General features: G+C 72.0%; 18 protein-coding genes. 8 read left to right on the top strand and 10 right to left on the bottom strand.

What is annotated here, in order from left to right:
• A partial coding sequence (gene ftsL, locus AWZ10_RS20425; protein WP_060891758.1) for a cell division protein FtsL occupies positions 1 to 504 on the bottom strand: 504 nt, incomplete at its 3' end.
• Between the two features lie 121 nt (positions 505 to 625).
• Positions 626 to 1,582 carry a 16S rRNA (cytosine(1402)-N(4))-methyltransferase RsmH gene (gene rsmH, locus AWZ10_RS20420; protein ID WP_060891757.1) on the bottom strand — a complete coding sequence of 319 codons (957 nt, stop codon included), beginning with the start codon at positions 1,580 to 1,582 and terminating at the stop codon, positions 626 to 628.
• Between the two features lie 327 nt (positions 1,583 to 1,909).
• Here rsmH and AWZ10_RS20415 point away from each other — a divergent pair, with 327 nt between their 5' ends.
• From AWZ10_RS20415 to AWZ10_RS20400, 4 genes are all read left to right on the top strand, one after another.
• Complete coding sequence (locus AWZ10_RS20415; RefSeq protein WP_037693389.1) at positions 1,910 to 2,455, top strand: beta-class carbonic anhydrase; 546 nt, start codon at positions 1,910 to 1,912, stop codon at positions 2,453 to 2,455.
• Positions 2,456 to 2,739: 284 nt separating this feature from the next.
• The gene (locus AWZ10_RS20410) at positions 2,740 to 3,780 is read left to right on the top strand and encodes an AAA family ATPase (RefSeq protein WP_046707105.1); all 1,041 of its coding nucleotides are present in this window, start codon (positions 2,740 to 2,742) and stop codon (positions 3,778 to 3,780) included.
• A complete protein-coding gene (locus AWZ10_RS20405; RefSeq protein WP_046707101.1) occupies positions 3,777 to 5,135 on the top strand; it encodes a DUF58 domain-containing protein in 1,359 nt (452 codons plus the stop codon). Before AWZ10_RS20410 ends, AWZ10_RS20405 begins: the two co-directional genes overlap by 4 nt.
• Entirely contained in the window at positions 5,132 to 7,675 is a 2,544-nt protein-coding gene (locus AWZ10_RS20400; RefSeq protein WP_060891756.1) for a transglutaminase TgpA family protein, read from the top strand. The genes AWZ10_RS20405 and AWZ10_RS20400 overlap by 4 nt, the downstream gene beginning before the upstream one ends.
• Before the next feature lie 346 nt (positions 7,676 to 8,021).
• On the opposite strand, the gene AWZ10_RS20395 is transcribed toward AWZ10_RS20400, so the two are convergent.
• The 3 genes from AWZ10_RS20395 to AWZ10_RS20385 form a co-directional block, all read right to left on the bottom strand.
• Positions 8,022 to 8,420: a DUF3040 domain-containing protein gene (locus AWZ10_RS20395; RefSeq protein WP_037693393.1), complete on the bottom strand. Its 399-nt coding sequence runs from the start codon at positions 8,418 to 8,420 to the stop codon at positions 8,022 to 8,024.
• A 287-nt stretch (positions 8,421 to 8,707) separates the two neighbouring features.
• Positions 8,708 to 9,517, bottom strand: a complete 810-nt coding sequence (locus AWZ10_RS20390; protein ID WP_079104410.1) for a methyltransferase — start codon at positions 9,515 to 9,517, stop codon at positions 8,708 to 8,710.
• A 143-nt stretch (positions 9,518 to 9,660) separates the two neighbouring features.
• On the bottom strand, positions 9,661 to 10,200 hold the full coding sequence (locus tag AWZ10_RS20385) for an SAV_6107 family HEPN domain-containing protein (RefSeq protein WP_046705638.1): 540 nt from the start codon (positions 10,198 to 10,200) through the stop codon (positions 9,661 to 9,663).
• A gap of 176 nt (positions 10,201 to 10,376) precedes the next feature.
• Between AWZ10_RS20385 and AWZ10_RS20380 the strand changes: the two genes are divergently transcribed.
• From AWZ10_RS20380 to AWZ10_RS20365, 4 genes are all read left to right on the top strand, one after another.
• The gene (locus AWZ10_RS20380) at positions 10,377 to 11,267 is read left to right on the top strand and encodes an ATP-binding cassette domain-containing protein (protein WP_060891754.1); all 891 of its coding nucleotides are present in this window, start codon (positions 10,377 to 10,379) and stop codon (positions 11,265 to 11,267) included.
• Positions 11,239 to 13,323 carry a YhgE/Pip domain-containing protein gene (locus AWZ10_RS20375; protein ID WP_046705637.1) on the top strand — a complete coding sequence of 695 codons (2,085 nt, stop codon included), beginning with the start codon at positions 11,239 to 11,241 and terminating at the stop codon, positions 13,321 to 13,323. Before AWZ10_RS20380 ends, AWZ10_RS20375 begins: the two co-directional genes overlap by 29 nt.
• A 35-nt stretch (positions 13,324 to 13,358) precedes the next feature.
• Complete coding sequence (locus AWZ10_RS20370; protein ID WP_046705636.1) at positions 13,359 to 13,991, top strand: TetR/AcrR family transcriptional regulator; 633 nt, start codon at positions 13,359 to 13,361, stop codon at positions 13,989 to 13,991.
• 422 nt (positions 13,992 to 14,413) lie between these two features.
• On the top strand, positions 14,414 to 15,928 hold the full coding sequence (locus tag AWZ10_RS20365; protein ID WP_060891753.1) for a phytoene desaturase family protein: 1,515 nt from the start codon (positions 14,414 to 14,416) through the stop codon (positions 15,926 to 15,928).
• 25 nt (positions 15,929 to 15,953) lie between these two features.
• Here the strand turns inward: AWZ10_RS20365 and AWZ10_RS20360 are convergent, their stop codons facing one another.
• The 5 genes from AWZ10_RS20360 to AWZ10_RS20340 form a co-directional block, all read right to left on the bottom strand.
• A complete protein-coding gene (locus tag AWZ10_RS20360; RefSeq protein ID WP_060891752.1) occupies positions 15,954 to 16,895 on the bottom strand; it encodes an SCO2102 family sporulation regulator in 942 nt (313 codons plus the stop codon).
• Positions 16,896 to 16,951: 56 nt separating this feature from the next.
• Positions 16,952 to 17,875 (bottom strand): methylenetetrahydrofolate reductase [NAD(P)H], encoded by a 924-nt coding sequence (gene metF / locus AWZ10_RS20355; protein ID WP_060891751.1) that lies wholly within the window; start codon positions 17,873 to 17,875, stop codon positions 16,952 to 16,954.
• Between the two features lie 113 nt (positions 17,876 to 17,988).
• The gene (gene thiE / locus AWZ10_RS20350) at positions 17,989 to 18,633 is read right to left on the bottom strand and encodes a thiamine phosphate synthase (RefSeq protein ID WP_060891750.1); all 645 of its coding nucleotides are present in this window, start codon (positions 18,631 to 18,633) and stop codon (positions 17,989 to 17,991) included.
• A 126-nt stretch (positions 18,634 to 18,759) separates the two neighbouring features.
• Positions 18,760 to 19,125, bottom strand: a complete 366-nt coding sequence (locus tag AWZ10_RS20345) for an Rv2175c family DNA-binding protein (RefSeq protein WP_046705631.1) — start codon at positions 19,123 to 19,125, stop codon at positions 18,760 to 18,762.
• A gap of 107 nt (positions 19,126 to 19,232) precedes the next feature.
• Positions 19,233 to 19,877, bottom strand: a 645-nt coding sequence (locus tag AWZ10_RS20340) for an oxidoreductase C-terminal domain-containing protein (protein ID WP_159058310.1), incomplete at its 5' end; no start/stop codon positions are given.

The following is a 19,877-nucleotide window of genomic DNA, read 5'->3' as shown; positions in this document are numbered from 1 at the left end:
CGGCTGCGGCTCCGACGGCGCGGGGGGCGCAGGGGTCGAGGCGGAGGGCGTAGGCGTCAAGGGTGTGGGGGTCGGACTCGCGGGCGGGCCGGGGTCGAGGACCTCGGGTGCGAGGACGAGCGGCATACGGGCCACGGTCTGCTGGGCGGCGCTCGGAACGCCCTTGACCGTGCCGTCGGGGTTCAGGAAGGCCGGGTCGCCGCCGGGGACCATGCCCAGCTCGCGGGCGCGGCGCTGGAGGGCGTCGGGCGCGGAGTAGGCGTCCACGTCCCGTTGGAGCGCCTGTTCCTGGTCGGTGTAGCTCTTCACGTCGTCCTGGAGGTCGTCGAGCTTGAACGACCCTTCACTGAGCGCGGAGTTCAGCACGAGGAGGCCGATGAGGCCGCCGCCCAGCAGCAGGACGACGAGGAGGACGAACGGGGTGCGGGCGGCGCCCCTGGGCCGCACGGGCAGGAGCCGCGCGAGACGGGCGGCCCGGCCCCTCAGTTCGGGTTTCCTGCTCACACGGCCTCCCCATGAGTCCGGTTTCCGGACTCACCCACCGTCCCCGCGAGTTCGCTCTTCGGACTCACTCACCGTCACCCTTCACGCACCGTGTGCGGCCGCCTCGTACGCCTCACGCGCCTCATTCGAGGTGCTCCCGCACGCGTTCCGCCCCGCGCAGACGTGCGGGGGCGGCGCGCCGGTTCTCGGCGACCTCTTCCTCGGTGGGAAGTTCGGCACCACGGGTGAGGAGCTTGAGCCTCGGCTGATAACGCTCGGGAACCACGGGCAGTCCGGGGGGCGCGGTGGTGGCGGCGCCCGCGGCGAACACCTGCTTGACGAGGCGGTCCTCCAGCGAGTGGTAGGACAGGACGGCGATCCGGCCGCCGACCGCGACGGCCTTCACGGCGGCGGGGATCGCCCGCTCCAGGACGGTGAGTTCGCCGTTGACCTCGATGCGCAGCGCCTGGAAGGTGCGCTTGGCCGGATTGCCGCCGGTGCGCTTGGCCGCCTGCGGCAGGGAGTCGCGGATCAGTTCGACGAGGCGGGCGCTGTTGGTGAAGGGCTCCTTACCGCGCTCGCGCACGACCGCGGAGACGATCCGCTTGGCCTGCTTCTCCTCGCCGTACGCCCGGAGGATCCGGACGAGTTCGCCCGGTGCGTAGGTGTTGAGGACCTCGGCCGCGCTGATGCCGGTCGTCTGGTCCATCCGCATGTCGAGGGGGGCGTCCTGGGCGTACGCGAAGCCCCGGTCGGCCTCGTCGAGCTGCATGGAGGAGACACCGAGGTCGAACAGGACGCCCTGGACGCGCGGGAGGCCCAGACGGGCGAGCACATCGGGGAGTTCGTCGTAGACGGCGTGCACGAGGGTGGCGCGCTCGCCGAACGGGGCCAGCCGTTCACCGGAGAGGCGCAGGGCCTCCTTGTCACGGTCGAGGGCGACGAGCCGCGCCTCGGGGAACCGGGTGAGGAGCGCCTCGCTGTGGCCGCCGAGGCCGAGTGTGCAGTCGACCACCACCGCGCCGGGCTCCGCGAGGGCCGGGGCCAGCATGTCCAGGCAGCGCTGGAGCATGACGGGGACGTGGCGGCTGTTGCTCAAGGGGCCCTCTCAGGTCCGGCGCGAGCCGCACGTACGCGCCGCGCACGCGGGGAGACGCCGGGCTGTCACCGGTTCTCCTGGGGATCTCAGTCCAGCAGGGGGCCTCGCCTCCCGCTCCGCGTCACTCTAGTCCACGGCCATTCGCGGTCAATCAACCGGCCTGCGCGTCGCGACGCCTTCCGCGGGCGAACCCGCGAATCCGGAGAAATCACCCGTACGGCTGTGATCCGGCCACTCCTGTGGGTTACCTCACAACAAGCCTCAATGACGTTCTTTGTCCTCTCTCACAGGGGGCCCTCTGCGGGCGTGACCAGTACCGTCGTGGCTATGACGACCTCCGCAGCAGTTCCCACCGGCCCCGAAGGCGCCATATCCGACGGCACCGTCACCGACCGCCTCGTCGAGGCGAACCAGCGGTACGCGGCCGCGTTCGCGGACCCCGGGATGGACGCCCGCCCCGTCCTCCGCGTCGCGGTCGTGGCCTGCATGGACGCCCGCCTCGACCTGCACGACGCGCTCGGCCTGGAGCTGGGCGACTGCCACACCATCCGCAACGCGGGCGGCGTGGTCACCGACGACGTGATCCGGTCCCTCACCATCAGCCAGCGCAAGCTCGGCACCCGCAGCGTCGTCCTGATCCACCACACCGGCTGCGGCCTGGAGTCCCTCACCGAGGACTTCCGCACCGAGCTGGAGGCGGAGATCGGCCAGCGCCCGGCCTGGGCCGTGGAGTCCTTCCGGGACGTGGACCAGGACGTACGGCAGTCCATGCAGCGGGTGCGCACCAACCCGTTCCTACTGCACTCGGACGACGTGCGCGGCTTCGTCTTCGATGTGAAGACGGGTCTGCTGCGGGAGATCGACCCGGCCTGAGCCCCGTCGAACCGGACCGCCGGGACCGCCCTCCTACTGCCGAGGACGGTCCCGCGCAGCCCCGGTTTCCTGTCAATCTGCTGGCATCTCGGCCTTTAATTGGCAACAAAACCGACATAACGCGGACTGTTGTCCACAGGCGAGTGACACGGATTGGTAACGGCAGCAAGAATGCGGATGTGACGTCACGCTGAGCAGTTCGCGCGTGGTGTCCGTGTTTCGGGGTGGGCCGGTCCGCATCGCAGAGCGACGGCCTGGAGAAAGAACGGGCCGAGGAGGGCCGGGTGACGACCTATGACGATCGAGCGAGCCTCACTGATCTGACCAGCACTGTGGAGCGAGTCCGCAGTTCGGTCGAAGGAGTGATCGAAGGCAAGCCTGAGGTCGTACGGCTTTCGTTGACAGTGCTGCTCGCCGAGGGACATCTTCTGATCGAAGACGTACCCGGCGTCGGCAAGACCATGCTGGCCAAGGCGCTGGCGCGGTCCATCGACTGCTCGGTGCGGCGTATCCAGTTCACGCCGGACCTGCTGCCGTCGGACATCACGGGTGTGTCCATCTGGGATCAGCAGCGCAAGGAGTTCGAGTTCAAGCCGGGCGCGATCTTCTCTCAGATCGTGATCGGTGACGAGATCAACCGGGCCTCGCCGAAGACGCAGTCCGCGCTCCTGGAGTCCCTGGAGGAGCGTCAGGTCACGATCGACGGCACGACGTACGAGCTGCCGACCCCCTTCATGGTGGTGGCCACGCAGAACCCGGTGGAGATGGAGGGCACCTATCCGCTGCCCGAGGCGCAGCGCGACCGCTTCATGGCCCGCGTCTCCGTCGGCTACCCCAGCCCGGAGGCCGAGCTGCGGATGCTCGACGTCCACGGCGGGGTCTCGCCGCTGGAGGACATGCAGCCGGTGGCGCACGCGCACGAGATCGTGAAGCTGATCGAGGCCGTCCGTAACGTGCACGTCGCGGAAACGGTCCGGCGGTACGCGGTGGACCTGGTCGGCGCCACCCGCAGCCACCCGGACCTGAGACTCGGCGCCTCGCCGCGCGCCACGCTGCATCTGCTGCGCGCGGCGAGGGCGACCGCCGCCCTGAGCGGCCGGGAGTACGCCCTGCCGGACGACATCCAGTCGCTCGCCGTGGCCATCCTCGCCCACCGGCTGCTGCCCACCGCCCAGGCCCAGCTCAACCGCCGTACACCGGAGCAGGTCGTGCAGGAGATCCTCCAGCGCACGCCCGTACCGCAGGCGCCCCAGGCGCAGAGCGGCTTCGGCTCGATCCACGCCACGCCCGCGTATCCGCAGCAGCCGCCGCGGAGGCTTGGATGACCACCGCCGGGCCGGCGCCCGCCCCGGAGCAGGACAAGGGCGGGCTGCGCACGGCCCTCACCGGCCTCACCACACGAGGCCGCTCCTTCCTGGCCGCCGGCATAGCGGCCGCCATATGCGCGTACGTCCTCGGGCAGAGCGATCTGCTGCGGGTGGGCCTGTTGCTCGCCGTGCTGCCACTGGTCTGCACGACCGTGCTGTACCGCACCCGCTACCGGGTCGCGGGCAGCCGGCGCCTCTCCCCCGCGCGGGTGCCCGCCGGCAGCGAGGCCCGCGTGCATCTGCGGATGGACAACGTCTCGCGGCTGCCCACCGGGCTGCTGATGCTCCAGGACCGGGTGCCGTACGTGCTCGGTCCGCGCCCGAGGTTCGTGCTGGACCGGGTGGAGGCGGGCGGCCGCCGCGAGGTGTCGTACCGCGTCCGCTCCGATCTGCGCGGCCGCTACCCCTTGGGCCCGCTCCAGCTGCGGCTGACCGACCCGTTCGGCATGTGCGAGCTGACCCGGTCCTTCTCGACGTACGACACGCTGACGGTCATCCCGCGTGTGGACGCGCTGCCGCCGGTGCGGCTGAACGGGGAGGCGAAGGGGTACGGCGACGGCCGGCAACGCTCGCTGGCGCTGGCCGGAGAGGACGACGTGATCCCGCGCGGGTACCGGCACGGCGACGACCTGCGCCGGGTGCACTGGCGCTCGACCGCGCGCTACGGCGAACTGATGGTGCGCCGCGAGGAGCAGCCGCAGCGCGCCCGCTGCACGGTGCTGCTGGACACCCGGGCCGAGGCGTACCTCGGCGCGGGCCCGGACTCGGCCTTCGAGTGGGCCGTCTCCGGCGCCGCCTCCATGCTGGTCCACATGCTCGAACGGGGCTTCTCGGTACGGCTGTTGACGGACACCGGCAGTTCGGTGCCCGGCGAGGGTGCCGACGGGTTCGCGGGCGCCAGCCAGGAGTCGGCCGATGCGGCGGGCCTGATGATGGACACCCTCGCGGTGATCGACCACTCCGACGGCACAGGCCTCTCGCCCGCGTACGACGTGCTGCGCGGCGGCAACGAGGGGCTGCTGGTCGCCTTCCTCGGCGACCTCGACGAGGAGCAGGCGACGGTGATCGGCAAGATGCGCCAGCGCAGCGGCGGGGCGGTCGCCTTCCTGCTGGACAGCGAGGCGTGGACGACCGAACCGGGTGAGGTGCCCGGTGCCGGGAGCGCGAGCGAGGAGTCGCTGCGTCTGCTGCAGGAGACGGGCTGGACGGCGCTGACCGTGCCGCGCGGCGCCTCGCTGACGGACCTGTGGCGGCAGGCGGACCAGCAGCGCACCGGCGTGATGTCCGGGAGCGGCATGGAGGGACGGTCATGAGCGGCCGGGCCAGGCTGGCGCTGTGCGCCTGGGCCGCCACGATCATGGCGGCGTGCGCGCTGCTGCCGCTGGTCGACCCGGCGACCTGGATCCTCCAGGCGGCCCTCATGCTGGGCGTGCAGACCGGTGTGGGAGCGCTCACCCGGCGGGTCCCGCTGGCCCGGCCACTGACGGTGGCCGCGCAGGCGCTGGTCACGCTGATGATGCTGACGCTGGTCTTCGCCCGGGAGCGTGCGGTGGCCGGGATCGTCCCCGGCCCGGAGGCGTTCCAGTACTTCGCGACGCTGCTGCAGGCGGGCGCCGACGACGTGGGGCGGTACGCGATCCCGGCGCCGCTGAGCGACGGCATCCAGTTGATGATCATCGGCGGGGTGCTGGTGATAGGCCTCCTGGTCGACGCGCTCGCGGTGACGTTCCGCAGCGCGGCCCCGGCCGGTCTGCCGCTGCTCGCGCTGTACTCGGTCGCCGCGGGCCTCTCCGACGGCGCCGCGTGGCTGTGGTTCGTGCTGGCCTCCGCCGGCTATCTGCTGCTGCTCCTGACCGAGAGCCGCGACCGGCTCTCGCAGTGGGGCCGGGTCTTCGGTGGCGCGTCCACCGCTCCGCGCGCGGAGTCCGCGGGCGGCGCGGTGGCCCCGGTGCGCACCGGGCGGCGCATCGGCGCGGTCGCGCTGGGCATCGCCCTGGTGGTGCCTCTCGGGCTGCCCTCCCTCGACGGGGGACTGCTGAACGGCACGGGCACCGGCATCGGCGGGGGCTCCGGTGGCGGCACGATCGCCGCGGTGAACCCCGTGGTGGCGTTGAGCGGCAGCCTGAACGTGGACGAGGACCGCCAGGTCCTGTCCTACCGCACCAACACGGACAACATGCAGGAGATGTATCTGCGGATCGTCTCCCTGGACAAGTTCGACGGCACCGCCTGGACGCCGACCGAGCGCTCCATCACCGGAGTGCCGGACGAGTTCGGCACCCCCATCGGTCTGGCCTCCGACGTCAAGCGGACCTCGATCGAGACCCGGATCGTCGCGGCGGAGGACTACGAGCAGAACTGGCTGCCGATGCCGTACCCGGTCACCGGCGTCGACATCAACGGCGACTGGCGGTACGAGCCCGTGGGGCGCACCCTCGTCGGTGACCACGGCCAGGACACCAAGGGCGCCCAGTACAAGGTCGAGAGCCTGATCGTGCAGCCCACGGCGGAGCAACTGGCCTCGGCACCGGAGCCGCCGCCGTCCCTGCGGCGGGAGTACACCAAGGTGCCGGCCTCGCTGCCGTCGGTGGTGGCGCGGACCGCGCTGGACGTCACCAAGGGCGCGACGAACAACTACGAGCGGGCGGTGAAGCTCCAGGACTGGTTCGCGTTCAGCGGCGAGTTCACGTACGACACCGAGGTGCGGTCCGGCACCGGCGCGCGGGCGATAGCCCGGTTCCTCCAGGAGAAGGAGGGCTTCTGCGTCCACTTCTCGTTCGCGATGGCGTCGATGGCCCGCACGCTGGGCATACCGGCCCGGGTGGCCGTGGGCTTCACTCCCGGCACCCCGCAGACGAACGGCACGATGTCGGTGGGGCTGCGCGACGCGCACGCCTGGCCGGAGCTGTACTTCGAGGGTGTGGGCTGGACCCGCTTCGAGCCGACCCCCAACCGGGGCTCGACTCCTCAGTACACGGTGCCGGAGGACTCCGGCACGAGCGGCCTGCCCGAGGTGCCCAGGCCCTCGCAGTCGGCGTCCACGGCGCCCTCGGCCGAGCCGTCGGCAAGCGAGAGCTGCACGCCGCAGGAGGCGAAGCTGGGGGCCTGCGCGAGCGAGTCCGCGGCGGCCGTGGCGGGTTCGGACGACGAGGAGCGCTCCTTCTGGGGGCTGCTGTTCTTCTCCCCCTGGACCCTGCTGATCCTCCCCGGGGCGCTCCTGCTGCTGGCCATCCCGTTGCTGCCGATGCTGTGGCGGCTGCGGGTCCGGTCCGTCAGGCTGGGCGCGCACGACGGTGCGGTGCCGAAGGGCGCCCGTGGGCCCGCTGCCGCGCGGGAGATGGCCGAGGAAGGGGCCGGGCCGGAGGGCTTCCCCCTGACGTCACCGACGACACCACCGGGCAGAGCCACCGGGTACGGCCGTACGGAGGCCGCGGCGGCTCATGCGCTGGCCACCTGGCAGGAGGTGACCGACACGGCGTGGGACTACGGGATCGCGCCGGACGAGTCGCAGACGCCCCGCAAGGCCGCCGCGCGGATCGTGCGCCTCGGGGAGCTCGAACCGGCGGCCGCGGACGCGGTGCACCGGGTGGCGGCGGCGGTGGAGCAGGTCCTCTTCGCTCCGCGTCCGCAGGTTCCTGCGGGCCTCGCCCGGGACGCGCACCAGGTCGGGGTCGGTCTCCGGGCGCACGCCGGCCGCCGGACGAAGCTCCGGGCACTGCTGCTGCCGCGTTCAGCCATCCGGGTGGCCTGGGCCTTCTCCGCCCGCTGGGCGCGGACCAGGGACGACCTGCTGTCCCGCATCCCGACGCCACGGCTGCCCTGGCGACGCCCCTCGCCGAGCCAGAACAGCTGACGGGCTCCTGCACATGTCTGCCCCCGCCGGGTTCGCCCGGCGGGGGCAGACATGTGCAGGAGCCGTGCAGCGGTGCGGGCGCGGGGCTCGGCTCCCCCGCTCGGCCGGGTAGCTGCGGCTGTGAGGTGCCCGGGCAGCCGTCACCGGAAGAAGCGCGGCCGTTCGACGGGCCGCGACCGTTGGACGATGCGCCTCCGCACGGCGATCCACGGCCGTTCCACGATACTCAGCCCATCGACGATCCCCGGCCGTTCGATTTCGGGCACGCTCGAAGGGTGACCGCCCCGGGGGTGGTCACCCTTCGTCCGTCTTCAGCTGTGGCTGTCGAATCGGCCAGTCGGCGGGCTCAGTGGCCGCCCTGCTCGTCACGACGGCGCTGCCAGCGCTGTTCGATTCGGTCCATCATGGAGCGGCGCTGTCGTGTCTGACGCGCACCGGCGGAGCCTGCGGCACCGGTGGGCTGCTCACCCGGCTTGGGGGCCTTGCGCCAACCGGTGACGGCGAGCACGGCGCAGCCCAGCATGACGAGGAATCCCACCACGCTGACCCAGATCTGCTGTGCGACCATTCCGGCCATGAGGAGCGCGATACCCACCAGAAAGCCCGCGACCGCCTGGTAGACCCGCCGCCGGGTGTACGTACGCAGCCCGCTTCCCTCAAGCGCTGACGCGAACTTGGGATCTTCGGCGTACAGCGCTCGCTCCATCTGCTCGAGCATGCGCTGCTCGTGCTCTGAGAGCGGCACGGAGTCCTCCTCATCGTGCGGTCGCCGGAGCGACCCGGGGGGTCCTCTTCAGGATAGGCAGGGAATCGCCCCCTTGAAACCCGCCCCTCTACGCCAATTCGCCAACCGGAACCCGCCATGGCGCCCCGACCCGCTGAGGTGTGAATTCCCCAGCGGACGGCCCGTCATGCCGGAACGGCCTGCCTCGATCATACGGCTCCGAGCGCCCGATCGGGGGGCCTGTGGCGTACTCCATCCGCCGCCGAGCCCCTGATCAGCGGGTCACCCCCCTTGGCCCGGGGGACGGATCAGGACCCGGCGGTCCCTCGCGTCTCGCCCAGCACGTGAAGTTGTGTGGCCACGGAGTGGAAGGCGGGCAGTTCGGCGACCGCCGCCTCCAGCTCGAGCAGGGCGTCCAGGGCGCCGGGCTCGGTGTCGACGAGGACGCCGGGGACCAGGTCGGCGAAGACCCGGACGCCGTGTACAGCAGCGACTTCCAGGCCCGCGTCCTCGACGAGCGTGGTGAGCTGCTCGGCGGTGAAGCGGTGGGGAACCGGATCACCCTCGCCCCAGCGTCCGTTCGGGTCGTCGAGCGCCTGCCGGGCCTCCTTGAAGTGCCCGGCGAGGGCCCGCGCGAGCACCGCTCCACCCAGGCCTGCGGCGAGCAGGCTGAGCACGCCTTCGGGCCGCAGCGCGGCGATCGCGTTGCCGATGCCCTCGGCGGGGTCGTCCACGTACTCCAGGACGCCGTGGCAGAGCACGGCGTCGTACCCGCCGCGCTCGACGACGTCGAAGAGGCCGTGCGCGTCGCCCTGGACGCCCCGCACCCGGTCGGCCACGCCGGCCTCGGCGGCCCGGCGCTCCAGCGCGAACAGTGCGTTCGGGCTGGGGTCGACGACGGTGACGCGGTGGCCGAGGCGGGCCACGGGCACCGCGAACTTGCCGCTGCCGCCCCCGGTGTCCAGCACGTCGAGCGCCACATGCCCCGTGGCCTTCACCCGGCGGTCGAGGGCGTCCTGGAGGACCTCCCAGACCACGGCGGTACGGAGGGAGGCGCGGGGGCGGGAGGGATCGGAGCGCAGCGACGTCGTCCGGGGGTGGGAGACGGGTGGGCGCATCGGGTCCGACACGGCAGTTGACTCCTCGGCGCGGCACCGCCTGGTGTGCGGCGGAGCGATGGGCTTGCGTCTCCACCGGGCCCGGGGGCCGCGGTGGAGGGTGCTGATGTCCCAACCCTAATGGGCGGCGCCGAGGCGGTCGGTCAGCCCGCGTCCGGGACTCCCGGGGTGCCGTCCTGCCGGGGCTGGGGCAGCACCGGCTGGAGCACCAGCATCCGTTCGACCAGGCGCAGGAACATCGCCACGTCGCGTATGAGGTCGTCGGCGTCCCGGGCGCTCGCCGCGCCCTGTATGCCCGCCTCGGCACGCGCGCGGCGGGCTGCGCCGGAGGCGAACAGCACACTCCACTCGGCGAGTTCGGGCGCTATCTCGGGGAGCACCTCCCAGGCGCTGCGGATCTTGGCGCGACGTTTCGGGGTGAGTTCCGGGCGGCCCCGGGCGGCGAGCACCGCGGCGGCGGTGCGCAGGGCGGCCAGATGGGCGGTGGCGTAACGCTCGTTCGGCATCCGGTGGCCGGACGCCTCGTCGAGTCCGGAGCGGGCCTGGGCGAGCAGGTCGAGGGCGGCGGGCGGGGCCGTCGCCCGGCGCAGCACGGGGTGCACGTCGCTCGCCGGGCCGGTCAGTGAGGGGGCAGGGCCGGGGACACGGCGCCGGTTGGCGGCTGCTGCGTGGTGGCTGGCCATGACGAACCTCCTGTCGTCTTCGGACGGCACGCTCCGACACGAGGTGCCGTATGTGCCCATCGTGAGGTATGCCACTGACAATCCGTTCTGACCTGCCCTTTTGCTTCGATCAGAGGTTCGGAGTAGTTTTTGCACTGACCAGTCAGTTCAAAAACACGCAGAGGGGCTTGGGGGACATGGCAGAGCCAGGGGAGGCGGACGCGGGGCAGGGGACGGTCCGCGGTGTCGCCGTCGGTGCCGAGGGGTTCGGGCTCAAGGGGCCGCGCGGCTGGGCGTTCCGGGGTGTCGGGTTCGACGCGGAGGCCGGCTCGTTGGTCGCGGTCGAGGGACCGTCGGGGTCGGGCCGGACCTGTCTGCTGCTCGCGCTCACCGGCCGGATGAAGCCGAGCGAGGGCGAGGCGACGGTCGGCTCCCTGCGGCTGCCGAAGGGGATGGCGGGCGTGCGCCGGATCAGCGCCCTCGCCCATGTCCCCGGCGTGACCGACCTCGACCCGGCCCTGACCGTCGGGGAGCACCTGCGCGAACGGGCGCTGCTGCAGCGGCGGTTCGACGGCTCCCTGCGTGGGCTGCTGCGCTCCCGGGCCGAGCGCGCCACCGAGGCGAAGGGCCGGATCGCGGCCGCCCTGACCGCCGCCGGGCTCGACCTCGAGGCCCTGCCCAAGGGCTCCCGGACCGCCGTACGCGACCTGGACCGGATGGAGGCCCTGCGGCTGTCCGTCGCCCTCGCCCTCGTCGGCCGGCCCCGGCTGCTCGGCGTCGACGACACCGACCTGAAGCTCTCCGACGCCGAACGGTCCGAGATGTGGGACCTGTTGAGGTCACTCGCCGAGTCCGGGATCACGGTGGTGGCGGTGTGCAGCGAGGCCCCGGAGGGGGCGGTCGTCGTGTCGACGGCGCCGGACGGAGCCGCACGCGCGCGTGAAGACGTGGGCGCGGCCACCACGCCCGAACGCGGCGACGAGAACGACGACGACCCCGACCGGGACCGCGGCCAGGACGCCGACCGCGGCCACGACCACGACCACAAGGAGACGGCCGATGCGCTCGCCGAGACTAGCCGCGCTTGAGCTCAGGCGCTTCGGCCGGGGGAAGCTGCCGCGAGCCGCGCTGGTCTCGCTCCTGCTGCTGCCGTTGCTGTACGGCGCCCTGTACCTGTGGTCCTTCTGGGACCCGTACGGCCGTCTGGACCGCATCCCCGTGGCGTTGGTGAACGACGACAAGGGGGCGTCGGTCGGCAGGGAGAAGCTGACGGCGGGCGACGACATCGCCGAGGGGCTGCGCAGGAGCGACACCTTCGAGTGGCACCGGGTGAGCGCCGCCGAGGCCCGTGCGGGCGTCGAGGACGGCACGTACTACCTGTCGCTGACCATGCCGAAGGACTTCAGCGAGCGGATCGCGTCGAGTTCCGGGGACGTGCCGGAGACGGGCGCCCTTCAGGTGCGGACGAGCGACGCGAACAACTACATCGTCGGGCAGATCTCACGGACGGTGTTCTCGGAGGTGCGCACGGCGGCGTCGACGAAGGCCTCGCGGTCGTTCCTGGACCGGATCTTCATCTCGTTCTCCGACATCCACGGGAAGACCGAGGAGGCGGCGGACGGCGCCGACGACCTCAAGGGCGGCATCGACAAGGCGGAGAAGGGCTCCAAGAACCTCGCGGACGGTCTGAGGACGGCCAAGGAGGGCAGCGGGGAGCTGTCCGGTGGCCTGAAGGACCTGGACGAGGGGGCGGGTGATCTGGAGGACGGCGCCCAGCAGGTCGCGGACGGCACCGGCAAGCTCGCCGACAAGGTCGGCGCCGCGGCGGACCAGGTGCGGCCCTTCCTGAAGGGCAACGGCGACACGATCGCCGACACCGCCACCCTGGTCGCCGACTCGGCGGCCACGATCCGGGACCACCTCGACGCGTTCGTGGAGACGGCACCGGCCGCCGCGACCGGCACCCGTGCCGCCTCGGACACCCTGGACGACGTCCACAGGAGGCGCTGCGAGGAGGCCGTGCTGCCCGACGCGGCCTGCGCGGATCTCAAGAAGGCCAAGGACGCGGCGGCGGAGGCAGCCGTGCTCGCCGAGGACGTCAACACCGTGGTGAAGAACTACGGCGGTGACATGAAGGCCTTCGACAAGGACCTTCAGACCCTGGAGAAGCAGGCCCGCGCCCTCGCGAAGGCGGCGCCCACCCTGTCCACGGACCTCGACGACGCCGTCGCCAAGGTGAACGCGCTCGACAAGGGCGCCACGAAGGTCGCCAAGGGGGCCAGGACGCTGCACACGGGCCTCGGCACCGCGAAGACCGGCGCGGCTGACCTGGACACGGGTGTCGGCGCCCTGAAGACGGGCGCGGCCGACCTCAAGGGCGGTATGTACAAGCTGGCCGACGGCTCCGGGAAGCTCGCGGGCGGGCTGCACGACGGGGCCGGGCAGATCCCGGACTACGACGAGCGGGACCGCGACCGGCGTACCGAAGTGATGGCCGACCCCGTGCAGTTGGCGACCAGGGACCTGCACAAGGCGCCCAACTACGGCACCGGGTTCGCCCCGTACTTCATCCCGTTGTCGTTGTGGGTGGGCGCGATGGTGGCGTACATGCTGATCCAGCCGCTCAACCGGCGGGCCCTCGCGGCCGGTGCCTCGGCGTGGCGGATCGCGCTGGCCGGCTGGCTTCCGGTGGCCGCCCTGGGTGTGCTGCAGACGGTCGCGCTGATGGCCGTGCTGCACTGGGCGGTCGGCCTGGAGATGGCGCGGGCGGCCGGAACGGTGGGTTTCCTGTTCCTGGTGACGGCGTGCTTCGCGGCGATCGTGCAGTGGCTCAACGCGCGTTTCGGAGCGGCGGGCCGGATCCTCGTCCTCGCCTTCCTGATGCTCCAGTTGACGTCCGCGGGCGGCACGTATCCCGTGCAGACCAGCCCGGACTTCTTCAACGCGGTCCACCCCTTCCTGCCGATGAGCCATGTCGTCGACGCCCTCAGGAGGCTGATCACGGGCGGCGGCCTCGGCCCGGTGTGGCAGGCCTGCGCGGTACTGACGGCCTTCACCGTCGGCGCCCTCGCCCTGACCGCCCTGTCCGCCCGCCGCAAGCAGGTGTGGACCCTGGACCGGCTGCACCCGGAGTTGAGTCTGTGACCGCGCACGGCACGGTTCCTGTGACAATCAGGGCCATGGAAAGCAGCAACGCCCCCGGCGGCGCAGGCGGGGGCCGCCGCGAGGCGACCCGGCAGAAACTCTACGAAGCGGCCGTCACCCTCATCGCGGAGCAGGGGTTCTCCGCGACCACGGTGGACGAGATCGCCGAGCGCGCCGGTGTCGCCAAGGGCACGGTCTACTACAACTTCGCGAGCAAGTCGGTCCTCTTCGAGGAGCTGCTGCGGCACGGCGTGGGTCTCCTCGCCGCCTCCCTCCGTGAGGCCGCCGAGCGGACCGCGCAGGAGGGCGGCAGCAGAGTCGACTCCCTGGACGCGATGATCCGGGCCGGACTTCTCTTCATCGACCGCTACCCGTCCTTCACCCAGCTCTACGTGGCCGAGCTGTGGCGCACCAACCGCGCCTGGCAGTCCACGCTGATGGTCGTCCGGCAGGAGGCGGTCGCGGTCGTCGAGGGGGTGCTGCGCGAGGGCGTCGAGGGGGGCGAGCTGAGCGACGAGATCGATGTCGGCCTGACGGCGTCGGCCCTGGTCGGCATGGTCCTGGTGGCCGCCCTGGACTGGAAGGCCTTCCAGCCGGAGCGCTCCCTGGACGACGTCCATGCCGCGCTGTCACGGCTGCTCCAGGGCCGGGTGAGCGGAAGGCGCTGACCGGGCCGGAGCACGAACGGAAAGCGCCGGTTCGAACCTGCCGCGTCCCCCGCGGGCCACCTCGAACCGGCGCTTTCCGTTCCCCCGTACTCCCCCGTGCCTCGCTCCCGCCGAACACACGTCGGCGGAAGGAGCGGTATGAGCGCGGGAGCCGTTCCGCCGCCCCGTGTCGGCGGTACCGCGGCCGCGCCCTTCCCGTGCCTCCACTCTCCCGTTCCCGCAGGTGGGAGCCCATCCGTACGCGTACTCATCTCACCGGCTGAGTACGGGTACTCAGCCCTGTGTACTCAGCCTCATCTCCCCCTGTTGCCAACTGGTGACGATCGCGCCGCGTTCCCGCTCCCCGCGGCCGCCGGACGACCGCACCCCCGCGGCTCTCCCGCGAGATCGAACTGTCGGTGGCGGCCGATAAAGTTGCCGCCATGGCAAGAATCGCGGTGATCGGCGCAGGCCTCGGCGCCATGGCGGCCGCCGCCCGGCTGGCCGTCGCGGGCCACAGCGTGGTGGTGCACGAGAGCACGGCGACCTACGGCGGAGCCGTGGGGCGCTTCGAGCGCGAAGGCTTCGCGTTCGACACGGGCCCGGGGCTGCTGCCGCTGCCCGCCGTCTACCGCGATCTGTTCCTCAAGACCGGCAAGGAACCGCTGGAGAAGTGCGTCGACCTGGTCCAGGTCGACCCGGCGGCCCGGCACGTCTTCGCGGACGGCACGGACCTCCTGCTGCCCAACGCCTCACGCGCGGGCGTGGTCGCCGCTCTGAACTCCGCGCTCGGCCCGGGGGCCGGCGACCGCTGGGGCGACTTCCTGGTGCGGGCCCGCGAGGCCTGGGACCGCACCCGGCGGCCCCTCCTGGAGGAGCCGCTGTGGCCCGACTGGCAGGCCCTCGCCGAGCGTGAGCCGTACCCGTCGGTGCCCCACAAGCGGCTCCTGCGCACCCGCCGCGCCGGAACCCTCGCCGAGGTCGGCGCGTGGGAGCTGCGCGACCCCCGGCTGACGGCCCTGCTGGAGAGCCACGCCCTCGCGTACGGCCTCGATCCCAGGAACGTCCCGGCGGGCGCGGCGGTCCTGCCGTACATGGAGCACGCCTTCGGGACCTGGTACGTCCGGGGTGGCATACGGGAGCTGGCGCGGGCCCTGTACGAGCGGTGTCTGGCCCGGAGGGTCGAGTTCGCCTTCGGTGCCGAGGTCACGGGGATCGTCGAGAAGGACGGCCGGGCGGCCGGGGTCGAGCTGGCGGACGGTGCGGTGGCCGAGGCCGACTTCGTGGTCGCCGGGGTCGCGCCCGAGGCGCTGAGCCGATGGGTGCGGCAGTCGGCCGTGCGGAGTGCGGGCGAGGTACCCGCCCAGCGGGGGACGACGAGCCGCCTGACCGTGCTGCTGGCGCTGCGCGGTGCCCGGCCGGACGGCGCGGCGCACCGGACGGTGGTGCACACGGACGACCGCGACGGTGAGCTGGACCTCCTGTTCGGCCCTTCCCACGGGACGGTCGCGCGGCCGACGGTGACGGTGCTGCGCCCCGACGATCCGGGCCTGGTGCCGGACTCCGGGCACGAGGCGGTCACGGTCACGTGCCCGGTCCCCGCCGACCCCGACTTCACTCGGGCCGGGTCGGAGGTCTTCGATCATCAGGCGGAGTGGCTGATCAGCGCCGCCGAGCGGGCCGTACCCGATGTGCGCGAGCGCCTTCTCTGGCACGAGATCCGTACCCCGGCCGACATCGCCCGGACGACCGGTGCGGAGGGGGGCGCGGTCCCGGCCCCGGCGCTCGCAGCGGCCGACGGCCGTCTGCTGCACCCGTCCAACCGCACCGCGATGCCGGGTCTGTTCACCGTCGGCGGCTGGTCCCATCCCGGCGGCGGCCTCCCGCACGCCGGGATGTCGGGCGCGCTGGTGGCCGGACTGATCGTGGAGGGACCGGACTTCCGCGGCTCGCGGTGAGCCTCACCGGGGACCCGGTCGCGCTTCAGAAACGGTACTGCTGCTCGTCGTAGTCGTTCTGGCCGTTGCCATTGCCGTTGCCCTGGTACGGGTACTGCTGGTCCGCCGGGAGGTCGGAGCCGAACGCGTCGAACGAGTCGTCGGTGTTGCGCTGCTGCGGGACCCAGACACCGCCGGGCGGGGTCTCGCCGCTGTAGCCGCCGTTGCCGTACTGGTCCTGGCCGTAGCCCTGTTGCCCGTATCCCTGCTGGCCGTAGGACTGGTCGTACGAGGCCGTGGCGTCGTACGTCTGGGTGCCGATGTACGGGTCGGAGTAGGCGGCGTACTGCTGCTGGTTCGGGTCGTAGCCGTAACCCTGCTGGTCATAGCCGTAGTAGGCGAAGGCCTCGTCCTGCGCGGACTGGTCGGCGGTCGCGTAGGGCTGACCGGCGGCGCCCGCGTGGGTGTTCTCGTCGCCGTAGATGCCGTAGGTGCTGGTGTCGTCCGGCATGGGTTCCGGGGAGTAGACGGCGGCCGCGGGCGTGGACTGCGGGCGGACGAACACGTCGTCGTCGCGGTCGTCGTCGAGCAGGTCGTCGCCCTGGCGGTACGTTCCGGCGGCCGTGGACTCCATGTCCATGACCTCCAGGCTCGGGTCCTGACGGTCCGGTTCGCCGCGCCGCCGCTTCTTGCCCGCCTTGACGAGCCTGCCGCTGTCCTCGCCCTCACCGGAGCGCGGGCGGACGGCCCAGCCGGCCTCGAAGCCGCGGCGGAACGAGAGGGTGACATAGGTCTGCCCGATCGCGAACGCGATCGCGCCCAGCGCGATGACGATCACGTTGGGGATCAGCACACCGAGGACGACGCAGAGGAAACCGGCGAAGGCGAGCAGCCGCCAGCGCAGACGCGCCTTGTACTGCAGCAGCACCTCACCCAGCAGCCACAACGCGACGACACCGAACGCGATGTAGAGGACCGTCCAGCCCATGTACGCCCCTCTCCCTGTGGCCGCTACGCAGTGTGTCGTACGCGAGTGCGACCGGTCTAGGCCCGTGGTGGATGGTGCGGGCCCAGGTTCTCGTGGATTTCCAGTGTCGCAGTGGAGTTGTTCAGGGTGATGAAGTGGAGTCCGGGGACTCCTTCGTCCAGCAGCCTCGCGCAGAACTCCGTGGCGAACTCGATGCCAATGGAGCCTACAGCGGCCGGATCGTCTTTGGCTGTGACGATCCGCTCTTTCAGGGCGTTCGGGATGGCGGCGTTGCTGAGTTGCGGCAACCGTTCCAGCATCTTCACGCTGGTGACGGGCATGACCTCGGGAATCACGGGGGTTTCACAGCCGGCCTTCGCGACCGCGTCCCTCAGACGCAGGTACGAGTCCGGGTGGAAGAACATCTGCGTGATCGCGTAGTCGGCGCCGGCGCGGCACTTGTCGACGAAGCGCGCCACGTCGCTGTCCCAGTCCGGGGACCGCGGGTGCATCTCCGGGAAGGCCGCGACGCCCACGCAGAAGTCGCCCGACTCCTTGATGAGCTGCACGAGTTCGGCGGCGTACGTCAGACCCTGCGGATGCGCGATCCACTCGCCCATCGGGTCGCCGGGCGGGTCACCACGGACCGCGAGCATGTTGCGGATCCCGGCGTCCGCGTATTGGCCGATGATGTTGCGCAGCTCGGCGATGGAGTGGCTGACCGCGGTGAGGTGGGCGACCGGGGTGAGGGTGGCGTCGGCGGCGATCTGCTCGGTCGCCTTCACCGTGCCGGCCCGGGTGGAGCCGCCGGCTCCGTACGTCACGGAGACGAAGCTGGGGGCGACCGCCTCGATCCTGCGGAGGGCGTTCCACAGGTTCCGCTCGCCCTTCTCCGTCTTGGGCGCCCAGAACTCGAAGGAGTACGTGGTCCTGCCCGTGGCGAGCATGTCACGCACGGTGCGTGCGTGATCAGTCCTGGTGGAAGCGGTTCCTAGGGCCATACCGGCAGGTTAGTCAGGTCGGGGCCGTCTCCCAACCAGAGGTGGGATTTTTGTCCGCTTTGCCGACCTGTTGTCCACGCCTTGGACAGCCGTGGTCCGCGGCGGGCGGCCGGCTAGAGGGCGCGCAGACGCTTGGTGAACTCCGCCGCGGCGGCTCCGGGGTCGTCGGCCTCCGTGATCGCCCGGACGACGACGGCCCGGCGGGCGCCGGCCTCGACGACCTCGTCGAGATTGCCGAGGTCGATGCCGCCGATGGCGAACCAGGGGCGGTCGGTGCCGAGGGCTGCGGTGTACCGCACGAGGTCCAGGCCGGGGGCGTGGCGGCCGGGCTTGGTGGGGGTGGGCCAGCAGGGGCCCGTGCAGAAGTAGTCCACGCCCTCCTGGACGGCCGCGGCGGCGGCCTCCTGCTCGGCGTGGGTGGAGCGGCCGATGAGGACGTCCGCACCGAGGACGGCGCGGGCGGCGGGGACGGGGAGGTCGCCCTGGCCGAGGTGCAGCACGTCCGCACCGATGGCGTGGGCGACGTCCGCGCGGTCGTTGACGGCGAGCAGCCTGCCGTGGCGGCGGCACGCGTCCGCGAGGACCTGGAGGTGCTCCAGCTCCTCGCCGGCCTCCATGCCCTTGTCGCGCAGCTGCACGATGTCCACGCCGCCGCCCAGGACCGCGTCCAGGAACTCCGGCAGGTCGCCCTGGCGCTTGCGGGCGTCCGTGCAGAGGTAGAGCCGGGCGTCGGCGAGCTGTGCGGCGGCGTCGGGCATGCGTGAGTCCCCCGTTGGCGGTGCGGTGTCGGTGCGGTGTACGGGATCACGACCCTCGCGGGCCCCGGCCCCGTACACCGCACAGGCGGCTGCGTGACAGATTTCGGGTGTTCCAGGTGTTCCGGGTCAGACGGCGAGCGCCTGGGCGCGGCGCTTCACCTCCGTGCCGCGATTCTCGCTCAGAGCCTCGGCCGGGGTTCCGGGCAGGCTCGGGTCCGGAGTGAAGAGCCACTCCAACATCTCTTCGTCGCTGAAGCCGTCGTCCCTCAGCAGGGTCAGGGTGCCGGTCAGGCCCTTGACCACCTTGTCCTCGTCGATGAATGCGGCGGGGACGTGCAGCGCGCGGTTCTCACCACGGCGTACGGCGATGAGCTGGCCTTCCTTCACCAGCTGCCGCACGCGGGTCACCTCGACGTCCAGCATCTCTGCGATGTCGGGGAGGGTCAGCCACGCGGGGACGAGAGCATCGATCTTTGCGTCAATCTCGGTCACGCCTCCAAGACTGCCATCTGGGACTGACAGTGGGTAGCCGAGCCCCTCCGACGGGGCCCGACAGGGGAGGTCGGAGAGCCCCGGGCAGCGGAAGATACGCGCCTGCCCTACGCCGTCGCCGCCTTCAGGGGCCTGGCCGGGTCCTCCAGCAGCTCCGGGTCCAACGGCGTGCCCGCCTCGATCAGACGGCGGCCCTGGGCCAGGTCCCGGGGACGGCCCACCGCCAGCAGGGCCACCAGCCGGTGCTCGCGGAGCCAGCAGACCGACCAGGCGGCGCCGGTGGGGTCGCCGCGCCGGACCATGGTGTCGGCGGAGGCGTGGTCGCCCGCGTACTGGACGAAGCGGCCGAACTGTTCGGACCAGAAGTAGGGGACGGGGTCGTAGGGCTCGGGGGTCTCGCCGACGATGTTCGCGGCGACCGTGCGGGGGCCCTGGAGGGCGTTGTCCCAGTGGTGGACGAGGAGGCGTCGGCCGTACCTGCCCGAGGGGAAGGAGGCGCAGTCGCCGACCGCGTAGACGTCCGGCGCGGAGGCACGCAGGTGGTCGTCGGCCACCACCTCGCCGTGTGCGCCGAGCTCGATGCCCGAGTCCCTCAGCCAGGCCGTCGCCGGGCGGGCGCCGATCCCCACGACGACCGCACCGGCCGGTACCCGGGTGCCGTCGTCCAGGACCACCGTCCCGGGCTCGACGCGCTCCACGCGCGCGTGGGTGCGCAGGGTGGTCCCGCTGTCGGCGTACCAGGCGGCCATCGG

This window comes from Streptomyces europaeiscabiei (assembly GCF_001550375.1).
Classification (GTDB): domain Bacteria; phylum Actinomycetota; class Actinomycetes; order Streptomycetales; family Streptomycetaceae; genus Streptomyces; species Streptomyces europaeiscabiei.
This window is presented reverse-complemented; position numbering and strand designations above follow the sequence as displayed.

Excerpts from the sequence above, each read along its gene's own strand:
- AWZ10_RS20415 (WP_037693389.1), top strand. The coding sequence starts at position 1,910 with ATGACGACCTCCGCAGCAGTTCCCACCGGCCCCGAAGGCGCCATATCC.
- AWZ10_RS20380 (WP_060891754.1), top strand. The coding sequence starts at position 10,377 with ATGGCAGAGCCAGGGGAGGCGGACGCGGGGCAGGGGACGGTCCGCGGT.
- metF (WP_060891751.1), bottom strand. The coding sequence starts at position 17,875 with ATGGCCCTAGGAACCGCTTCCACCAGGACTGATCACGCACGCACCGTG.
- AWZ10_RS20385 (WP_046705638.1), bottom strand. The coding sequence starts at position 10,200 with ATGGCCAGCCACCACGCAGCAGCCGCCAACCGGCGCCGTGTCCCCGGC.
- AWZ10_RS20365 (WP_060891753.1), top strand. The coding sequence starts at position 14,414 with ATGGCAAGAATCGCGGTGATCGGCGCAGGCCTCGGCGCCATGGCGGCC.
- AWZ10_RS20360 (WP_060891752.1), bottom strand. The coding sequence starts at position 16,895 with ATGGGCTGGACGGTCCTCTACATCGCGTTCGGTGTCGTCGCGTTGTGG.
- AWZ10_RS20370 (WP_046705636.1), top strand. The coding sequence starts at position 13,359 with ATGGAAAGCAGCAACGCCCCCGGCGGCGCAGGCGGGGGCCGCCGCGAG.
- thiE (WP_060891750.1), bottom strand. The coding sequence starts at position 18,633 with ATGCCCGACGCCGCCGCACAGCTCGCCGACGCCCGGCTCTACCTCTGC.
- AWZ10_RS20390 (WP_079104410.1), bottom strand. The coding sequence starts at position 9,517 with ATGCGCCCACCCGTCTCCCACCCCCGGACGACGTCGCTGCGCTCCGAT.
- AWZ10_RS20400 (WP_060891756.1), top strand. The coding sequence starts at position 5,132 with ATGAGCGGCCGGGCCAGGCTGGCGCTGTGCGCCTGGGCCGCCACGATC.
- AWZ10_RS20375 (WP_046705637.1), top strand. The coding sequence starts at position 11,239 with ATGCGCTCGCCGAGACTAGCCGCGCTTGAGCTCAGGCGCTTCGGCCGG.
- AWZ10_RS20405 (WP_046707101.1), top strand. The coding sequence starts at position 3,777 with ATGACCACCGCCGGGCCGGCGCCCGCCCCGGAGCAGGACAAGGGCGGG.